The sequence below is a fragment of the Streptomyces sp. NPDC008001 genome (assembly GCF_042958085.1).
Lineage (GTDB): Bacteria > Actinomycetota > Actinomycetes > Streptomycetales > Streptomycetaceae > Streptomyces.
Genome location: NZ_JBIBIZ010000008.1, coordinates 259,266 through 266,178 on the forward strand (window position 1 = coordinate 259,266; position 6,913 = coordinate 266,178).

Here is a 6,913-nt window from a genome sequence, read left to right on the forward strand (position 1 = left end):
GCCGTACGGGCCCCGGCGCGCGCGTCCCGGGCGGGCGGTCCCTCAGCGTTCGAGGACCAGCGCCTGCCCCTGCCCGACGCCGATGCACAGCGCGGCCAGCCCCGTGCCCGAGCCCGCCGCGGCGAGCTGGTGGGCGACCGACCCGGCGAGGCGCGCCCCCGAGCAGCCCAGCGGATGGCCGATGGCGATCGCGCCGCCGCGGGGGTTGACGATCCCGGTGTCGAGGTCCGGCCACTCCGCGAAGCATCCCAGGACCTGGGCCGCGTAGGCCTCGTTGAGCTCGAAATGCGTCACGTCCGCGAACGAGCGCCCGGCCTTCGCGAGGACGCGCCGCACGGCCTCCACCGGGCCGAGCCCGTAGAGGTCCGGCTCGATGCCGGTGACCGCGGACGCCCGGATCCGCGCGAGCGGCTCGCGGCCCGTCTCCCGCAGCCCCTCCTCGTCGCACAGCAGCAGCGCCGCGGCGCCGTCGTTGAGCGGCGAGGCGTTCCCGGCCGTGACCGTGCCCCCGTCCTTGCGGAACGCCGGCTTCAGGCGGGCGAGGGCCTCCATGGAGGTGTTGTCGCGGATCGTCTCGTCCCGGGGCAGCCCGACGCCCGGCAGCGGCACGACCTCGTCGTCGTACGCGCCGTCCGCCCATGCCCGCGCCGCCTTCCGGTGGCTGGCGAGCGCGTACGCGTCCTGCTGCTCGCGCGTGATGCCGTACTTGTCCGCGATCAGCTCGGCGCCCTCGCCCAGCGGCGTCGTCCACCGCTCGGGCATGGCCGGGTTGGTCATCCGCCAGCCGAGCGTCGTCGAGTACAGCTCCTGGTGGCCCGCGGGGAAGGCCCGCTCGGGCTTCGGCAGGACGTAGGGCGCGCGGGTCATCGACTCGACGCCGCCCGCCACGACGACCGACGCGTCGCCGAGGGCGATCGTCCGGTACGCGTGGACGACGGCCTCCAGGCCCGAGGCGCACAGCCGGTTGACCGTCATGCCCGGCACGGTCACCGGCAGCCCGGACAGCAGCACGGCCATCCGGCCGACGTTGCGGTTCTCCTCGCCGGCGCCGTTGGCGTTGCCGAAGACGACGTCGTCGATCCGGGCCGGGTCGAGGGCGGGGCTGCGGCCGGCGACGGAGCGGACGACGTGGGCGGCCAGGTCGTCGGGGCGCACGGAGGCGAGGGCACCGCCGTACTTGCCGACCGGGGTGCGCACGGCGTCCACGATGTAGACGTCCCGGATGCGGTCGTTCATGGCACTCCTCCCGCGGGACCCCGCGACCGGGGCCCGCCGTGTGAACGGTTGTTCATGGCCGGCCGCTGCCGAGTCTTCGGGCTGCCTCCGGCCGCTGTCAATGGGCAACCGGCCGATCGGTCGGTCGGGAGACCGGGCGGGCGTCCGGACGGGCATCCGGGCGGGCATTCCGGCGGAGGGCGGCGGAAGGGTGATCGGTGCCGTTTGAGAGAGTGGTCCCATGAGCGCAGCGGACTCTCCGGCCGGCCCTCCGGCGGCTTCTTCCAGGCACCATGTGGCGGTCATCGGCGGCGGGATCTCGGGGCTCGCCGCGGCCCTCCGGCTGGCACGGGCGGGCGTCCGCGTCACCCTCCTGGAGGGCGGCGGCCGCGTCGGCGGCAAGCTGTGGGCGGACGAGATCGAGGGTGCGCCGGTGGACCTCGGCGCCGAGTCGGTGCTGGCCCGGCGCCCCGAGGCGGTGGAGCTCGCCCGCACCGCCGGCCTCGGCGACAGCCTGCAGCCGCCCGCCGCCACCGCCATGATCTGGACCCGCGGCGAGCTGCGCCCCCTGCCCACCGGCCACACCATGGGCGTCCCCGGCGACCTCGCCCCCCTGGCCGCCTCCGGCATCCTCTCCGCCGACGGCCTCGCGCGCGTCGCCCGGGACGCCGAGCTGCCCCCCACCGAGCCCGGCGAGGACGTCGCCATCGGCGCGTACGTCGCCGAGCGCATGGGCCGCGAGGTCGTCGACCGGCTGGTCGAGCCGCTGCTCGGCGGCGTCTACGCGGGCGACGCCTACCGCATCTCGATGCGCGCCGCCGTCCCGCCCCTCTTCGAGGCCGCCCGCACCCACGGCTCGCTCGCCGAGGCCGCCCGCGACCTGCAGGAGCGCGCCGCCGCCCGGCAGCAGACCGGCCCCGTCTTCATGGGCATCGAGGGCGGCATCGGGCGCCTGCCGCTCGCCGTCGCCGACGCGGTGCGCGCCGCGGGCGGCGAGATCCTCACCCGCACGCGCGCCGACGAGCTGCGCCGCGACGGCGCGAAGTGGACCGTCCGGGCGGGCGGCCGGACCGTCGAGGCCGACGCCGTCGTCCTCGCCGCACCGGCGGGCGAGACCGGACGGCTCCTGCGCGGTACCGCCCCCGCGGCGGCCGCCGAGCTCGCCGGCATCGAGTACGCCTCGGTGGCGCTGGTCACGATGGCCTTCCGGCGCTCCGACGTGGAAGGGCTGCTGCACGGCAGCGGATTCCTCGTCCCGCCCGTCGACGGCCGGACCATCAAGGCCTCCACCTTCAGCAGCAACAAGTGGCGCTGGAACGCCGGCGCCGCCCCGGACCTCTTCGTCCTGCGCACCTCGATCGGGCGGTACGGCGACGAGGGCGACCTGCAGCGCGACGACTCCGAGCTCGTGGCGCTGTCGCTCAAGGACCTCGGCGACGCGGTCGGCCTCGCCTCGGCCCCGGTCGGCACGCGCGTGACACGCTGGGACGGCGGGCTGCCGCAGTACCCGGTGGGCCACCTCGGCCGCGTCGCCCGCATCCGGGAGGCCGTCGGCCGCGTGCCCGGCCTGGCCGTGTGCGGCGCCGCCTACGAGGGCGTGGGCGTCCCGGCCTGCATCGCCGGCGCCCACCGGGCCGCCGACGGGCTGCTCACCACCCTGGCCGAGGGCGCCGGGGACCGCAGGGGAGAATAGGAACCATGACTGACGCGCAGAAGACCCCGAACGCCGGCAAGAAGGCCAAGGACCTCAACGAGGTCATCCGCTACACCCTCTGGTCGGTGTTCAAGCTCCGCGACGTCCTGCCGCAGGACCGCTCCGGCTGGGCCGACGAGGTGGAGGAGCTGTTCGCGCAGCTCGCCGAGAAGGACGTCACCGTGCGCGGCACGTACGACCTCTCCGGCCTGCGCGCCGACGCCGACGTCATGATCTGGTGGCACTCCGAGACCTCGGACGCCCTCCAGGACGCGTACAACCTCTTCCGCCGCACGCGGCTCGGCCGGGCGCTGGAGCCGGTGTGGTCCAACATGGCCCTGCACCGCCCCGCCGAGTTCAACAAGTCGCACATCCCCGCGTTCCTCGCGGACGAGACGCCGCGCGACTACGTCAGCGTCTACCCCTTCGTCCGCTCCTACGACTGGTACCTGCTGCCCGACGAGGACCGCCGCCGCATGCTCGCGGACCACGGCAAGATGGCGCGCGGCTACCCGGACGTCCGGGCGAACACGGTCGCGTCCTTCTCGCTCGGCGACTACGAGTGGATCCTCGCCTTCGAGGCGAACGACCTGTACCGGATCGTCGACCTCATGCGGCACCTGCGGGCGTCCGAGGCGCGGATGCACGTCCGCGAGGAGGTCCCCTTCTACACGGGCCGCCGCAAGGCGGTGTCGGAGCTGGTGGCGGGGCTGGCGTAACGCGGCACGCCAGCCCCGGCGGGGCCGGATCAGGCCGTGGCCCGGCGGCCGGCCCCGCGGGGCGGAGCGTCCGGGCCGGCGGTCACTCCGCGTCCGTCTGTGCCACCTTGCCGCTCGTCGCCACCGGTTCCCGGCGCGGAGCGCACTTCGCGTCCCGTGCGGGGACCGCGCCCTCCAGCAGGTACGCCTCCAGGTGGCGGTTGACGCAGCGGTTCGGGCCGCCGCCGATGCCGTGCGTGCCCGCGCCCCGCTCGGTCACCAGCACCGAACCCGGCAGCCGGCGCCGCAGCTCCAGCGCGCCCGGGTACGGAGTCGCCGCGTCCCGCTCCGCCGCCAGGAGCAGCGTGGGCGGGAGGGCGCCGCGCGCCGCCCTGACGTCGAGCGGCCGCTGGGGGTGCGCCTTCCAGAACGCGCACGGCAGGTTCATGAAGGCGTTCTGCCACGTCTCGAAGGGCGCCTTCCGCGCGAGCCGCGTGTTGTCGCGGTCCCACACGTGCCAGTCGTGCGGCCAGCGCGCGTCGTTGCACTCGACGGCGGTGTAGACGGCGTTGGAGTTCTCGCTCGCGACCGCGTTCGAGGCGTCCGGCTCGGCGAGCGCGCGCAGCGGTTTGACGTCCCCGCGCAGGTAGGCGGCGAGGGCGTTCGCGCTGCGCGCCCAGTAGCTGTCGGTGTAGCCGACCTGGAGCAGGGCGGCCTGGAGCTCTCCTGGGCCGACCCGGCCGGCCGGCTTGCGGGCGAGCCGCCGGCTCACCCGCTGGTAGGAGGCCAGCACCCGGTGCGGGCTGCGGCCCAGGTGGTAGACGTCGTCGTGCCGGGCCACCCAGCGCCGCCAGTCGCGCCAGCGTCGCTCGAAGGCCGCGGACTGGGCGAGGTTGCTGCCGTACCAGATCTTCTTCGGGTCGGGGTCGACCACGCTGTCGAAGACCATGCGGCGCACGTGGTGCGGGAAGAGGGTGGCGTAGAGCGCGCCGAAGTAGGTGCCGTACGACGCCCCCATGTACGTGAGCCGCCGCTCGCCGAGGGCGGCGCGGATGACGTCCAGGTCGCGGGCGTTGTTGAGGCTGGTGAAGAACCGCAGGTCGGAACCGGCCTTGCGGGCGCAGCCCCGCGCGTAGGCGCGGGCCTCGGCGATCTTCTTGCGCTTGTACGCGGGGGAGGGGTGCTGCGGGGCCTGGCTGGGGGCCTTGGTGAAGCCCGCGGGCGACACGCACGACAGCGGGGCGGAGCGGCCGACGCCGCGGGGCGCGTAGCCGACGAAGTCGTAGGCCTTGGCCAGGTTCTGCCACTGGGGGATGGCAGCGAGCAGGGGGAAGAACATGCCGGAGCCGCCGGGGCCGCCGGGGTTGTAGACGAGCGCGCCCTGCCGGCCGGAGGACGGGCCGGTGGCGCGGCCGCGGCTGACGGTGAGGCTGATGTGCTTGCCGTGGGGGTGGGCGTAGTCCAGCGGCACGGAGACGGTGCCGCACTCGAAGGGGGCGGGCAGGCCCTCGGGCTCGGGGCACGGGCCGAAGCGGATGCCCGTCTCCTCGGCCTCCTGGGCGGCGTCCGCCGCGCCGAGCGCTTCGGCGTAACCGCCGGGCGCGTGCGTCAGGTCGGGGGCGTGGGCGTCGGCCGGGGCGGCGACGAGCGTGGTGAGGACCAGCGAACCCAGGACTCCGTACAAGGCGATTGTTCTCACTGACCATCCCTTCCCGGCATTTAATGCGACAAAAGGGATAATTGGCCGAGGGTTTGCCGATGTAAAGCACCGGTGGCCGGTGTCGCCGCGATGGGGCCGAAGGAGGGGAAGGAGGGGGAGGCGGGGGAGGCGCGCGGGAATGGACGAGGCCCCGCGATCGGGGGGATGTCGCGGGGCCTCTGAGGGGGCAACGGCTCGCAGGACGGGTTGGTTCCCGTACTTCTGCGGCAGTATGGCGGAGGGGGTGGTCTGCGTGCGGGAGCGGCCGGACGGCAAGAGGAACGCGAACGGGAAGGCCTTCGATCCCGAGCGGCTGTTCCTGCCGCCCGACGACGACCTCGCGCCCAACCGGCCCGGCGAGACGCTCCGCGCCCGGCTCGACTCCTCCGGTGCGGCCGGCCCGTCCGGCCGCGTGCGCCTCCTGCTCGCCCGGCTGCTCGGCCGGCGGCCCGCCGCGGACGCGTGGCGCCGGGAGCTGGCCGCCGAGCAGTGCGTCGGCGCGGCGCTCGAAGGGCTCGCCGCGGGCGGCTGGGACGTGGTGCACTCCATCGTCCTTCCCGGGGACGCGATCATCCCCCACCTGCTGATCGGACCCGGCGGGGTCTTCGCCGTCGCCGCCAAGCCGGGGCGCGGGGCGCGGATCCGCGTCGGCCACGGGGAGGTGCGGACGGACCGCGAGCGGGAGCCGCGGCCGTACGTCCGCGAGATCCGTCACGACGCGGGCCGGGCGTCGCTCGTCCTCTCCCGCGGCTGCGGGTTCCTGGTGCAGGTGCAGCCGGTGCTGGTGTTCGTGGGGGCGCGGAGCCTGGAGGTCGTGCCGGGGCTGGACGACGTCCGGGTGCTGGGGGAGGCGGACGTGCCGGGTCTGGGCGCGCCGGGCGGGGTGCTGCACCCGGACCGCTCGCGGCGGGTGCACACGGTGGCGCGGAACCGGCGGGTGTGGCTCTGGGCGTGACGTACCGTCAGATGGGTGACCTGCGGGCGTATTTCCCGACCGGAGCGGGTGTTGCCGCCTAGCCTTGATCATGCGGTCGAGGACCACGGGGAGGCTGCGGTGCGGTGCGCCGTGCCCGGCCGGCGCTCGGGGATGAGGGTGCCCTGCAAGGCACCCCGGCCGGGGCGGCGGCCCGCACCGCAGCCTTCCTGTATCTCGACCGCGCTCGCTTTGGCGCGGTGGCGCGGGGCGTGGCCGCGGCCTGCCGGTTGCTTACGGGCCCGGTGGGTTCGGCACCGCCGGGCCGGCAGCCGTCGGCTTCTGTGCCGGGCCGCGGCAACCGTTGCCCGCCGTGACGGTGTGTCACCACGGCGGTGGTGTCCGGCGGTGCCGTACGGGCTCGGAGGGTCCGGGACCGTCGGGACGGCGGTGGTGCGTTGCGTGCCGCGGCAACCACCCTCCGCCGCGACGGCGCGTCACTACGGCGGTGGTGTCCGGCGGTGCCGTACCGGCTCGGTGGGTCCGGCACCGCCGGGGCGGTCGTGGCGGGTTGCGCGCCGTGGCGGCGGGTGGAGGGTGCCGGGCCGGCAGCCGTCGGCTTCTGTGCCGGGCCGCGGCAACCGTTGCCCGCCGTGACGGTGTGTCACCACGGCGGTGGTGTCCGGCGGTGCCGT

At 75.4% G+C, this 6,913-nt stretch carries 5 protein-coding genes; 3 read left to right on the forward strand and 2 right to left on the reverse strand.

The window, feature by feature from the left end; translation table 11 throughout:
• Positions 1-42: 42 nt before the first annotated feature.
• A complete protein-coding gene (locus ACFZCD_RS22475) occupies positions 43-1,236 on the reverse strand; it encodes a thiolase family protein (RefSeq protein WP_391833516.1) in 1,194 nt (397 codons plus the stop codon).
• A gap of 220 nt (positions 1,237-1,456) precedes the next feature.
• Here ACFZCD_RS22475 and hemG point away from each other — a divergent pair, with 220 nt between their 5' ends.
• A complete protein-coding gene (gene hemG, locus ACFZCD_RS22480; RefSeq protein WP_391833518.1) occupies positions 1,457-2,908 on the forward strand; it encodes a protoporphyrinogen oxidase in 1,452 nt (483 codons plus the stop codon).
• Positions 2,909-2,913: 5 nt separating this feature from the next.
• Entirely contained in the window at positions 2,914-3,627 is a 714-nt protein-coding gene (gene hemQ / locus ACFZCD_RS22485; RefSeq protein ID WP_391833520.1) for a hydrogen peroxide-dependent heme synthase, read from the forward strand.
• A gap of 82 nt (positions 3,628-3,709) precedes the next feature.
• Here hemQ and ACFZCD_RS22490 read toward each other — a convergent pair whose 3' ends face one another.
• Entirely contained in the window at positions 3,710-5,305 is a 1,596-nt protein-coding gene (locus ACFZCD_RS22490; protein WP_391833522.1) for an alpha/beta hydrolase, read from the reverse strand.
• A gap of 253 nt (positions 5,306-5,558) precedes the next feature.
• Here ACFZCD_RS22490 and ACFZCD_RS22495 point away from each other — a divergent pair, with 253 nt between their 5' ends.
• Entirely contained in the window at positions 5,559-6,260 is a 702-nt protein-coding gene (locus tag ACFZCD_RS22495) for a nuclease-related domain-containing protein (protein ID WP_391833524.1), read from the forward strand.
• The last annotated feature ends 653 nt before the right edge of the window (positions 6,261-6,913 follow it).

Bases quoted from the DNA above. Each gene is read 5' to 3' on its own strand.
- ACFZCD_RS22475 (WP_391833516.1), bottom strand. From the start codon at position 1,236: ATGAACGACCGCATCCGGGACGTCTACATCGTGGACGCCGTGCGCACC.
- hemG (WP_391833518.1), top strand. From the start codon at position 1,457: ATGAGCGCAGCGGACTCTCCGGCCGGCCCTCCGGCGGCTTCTTCCAGG.
- hemQ (WP_391833520.1), top strand. From the start codon at position 2,914: ATGACTGACGCGCAGAAGACCCCGAACGCCGGCAAGAAGGCCAAGGAC.